Origin of the sequence: Noviherbaspirillum malthae (assembly GCF_015352985.1) — a bacterium.
GTDB lineage: Bacteria > Pseudomonadota > Gammaproteobacteria > Burkholderiales > Burkholderiaceae_D > Noviherbaspirillum > Noviherbaspirillum malthae.
On the sequence record NZ_JACYXF010000169.1, the window covers coordinates 1 to 1,671 of the forward strand.

At 59.3% G+C, this 1,671-nt stretch carries 1 protein-coding gene; it reads right to left on the reverse strand.

Features of this window, described 5'->3' with window-relative positions; translation table 11 throughout:
- Nucleotides 1-34 precede the first annotated feature (34 nt).
- Nucleotides 35-1,596 (reverse strand): IS3 family transposase gene (locus IGW03_RS37540; protein WP_438943725.1). Its coding sequence is split into 2 segments (ribosomal slippage): nt 35-1,134 and nt 1,134-1,596, totalling 1,563 coding nucleotides; the frame shifts between segments, so codons are not numbered across the junction.
- Nucleotides 1,597-1,671: the final 75 nt, after the last annotated feature.

Below are 1,671 nucleotides of genomic sequence, written 5' to 3' on the forward strand. Positions count from 1 at the left end.
CGGCGTTTGTCAACGTAGTTGGTAAGATTTCTGGTTAAGCGGCCAACCGGTCCTCGGTCCATTGAGGAGGAAGGTCGCGGTCAGGATTCAGGTGCACGGTGTCAATCCATTCCCAGTTTCGTGTAGCACCGCTCCAGCGTTCAGGATGCGCCTGACGAGCAGCCTGATACAGCGCATGACGTTGCTTCAACAAGGGCTTGTCCAGTCCCTGATGACGCTGCGCGGGTGTCACGAAACGAATGCCGCTATGGCGGTGTTCGTGGCAATACCAGTCAATGAAGCGCTTGACCCATTGCCGGGCTTCTTCGAGATTGCCGAATCCCTTTCTTGGCCACTGCGGCCAGTATTTCAAGGTCCGGAACAATGACTCCGAGAACGGATTGTCGTTGGACACCCTGGGCCGGCTATGCGAAGGCACAATGCCCAAGGCTTCCAGCCTGGCTTTGAGGCTATAACTCTTCATCGGCGCGCCGTTGTCGGCATGCAGTACCAGCGGTTGCGTCGCACAGCGTTGGGCCAGCACGCTGCGTTGTACCAGCTCAGCGGCCAGTTCACCACATTCTTCTTCGTGCACTTCCCAGCCTACCGGGAAGCGACTAAAGATATCTTCGATCAGGTACAGCTTGTAGAACCGGCCTTTGATTGCAGCCGGCAGCCACGTCACATCCCACGACCAGACCTGGTTCGGCGCCGTGGCCGTATGGCTGGTCGGCTTGGCCACTCTGCGCGGCATTACTGCTCGTCCTCGACGACCCGCTTGTCCGGCCTGACGCAGCACCCGATAGAAGCTCGATTCCGAGGCCAGATAGCAGCCTTCATCGGCCAGCATCGGCACGATCTGACTGGGCGGCAGGCTGCCAAACCGGGTGCTGTTGCACACAGCCAGAATCGCGGTGCGTTCTTCAACGCTGAGTTTGTTGGCAGGCTCGGCACGTGACGATTGCGTTCGCCGGTCAGGCAACACCGTGCCGTCTTGCTGCCAGCGGTACCAGCAATTGAGCGTAATGCCGGCGACCTGGCAGGCCCGCTGTAGCGTCGCGCCTGCCTGGCACGCTTGCACGATATTGCTCAGGATGCGTTGGCGTTCGGTCAGGGAGGTTATTCTTCCTCGCCCCCCTCCCATAGGGCGCGCATCTTTTTTTGCAGCACCAGCAAGGCGGCGGCTTCAGCCAGCGCCTTGTCCTTACGGGCAATCTCCCGCTCCAGCCGCTTGATTTGCTTGCGATAGTCGCGCGCCAGCTCCTGCTTATCGGTAGCCGCTTGTGCGCTGCTGTTCTGGGCCGAGATGGCTGCGTCGCGCCAGGCCTTGACCTGTTCCGGGTAGAGACCCTTGCCACGGCAATACTCTGCCAGTTCGGTTTCCGACAACGCTGCCGTCTCGACGACAACAGCAAACTTGGTGGCGGCAGACCAGTTCTCACTGGTGCGATCGGGGTCAGGCACAGCGTGTCCTTCTGAGCGGAGTTGTTTACGCCAATTGTACAAGGTCGCTTCCGAGATGCCTTCCTGCTTGGACAGGGTGCTCACTGTAGGCGGATTGGCCGACAGCATCTTGTTCAGGATAGAGTGTTTGCGGGCTAGCGGTATAGATGACATCCTTGAGTTCCAGCCCCCCATGGTTGGTCTTATGCCGATTTCGGCAACTTACCAACTATGCTGACACCGGGGGCA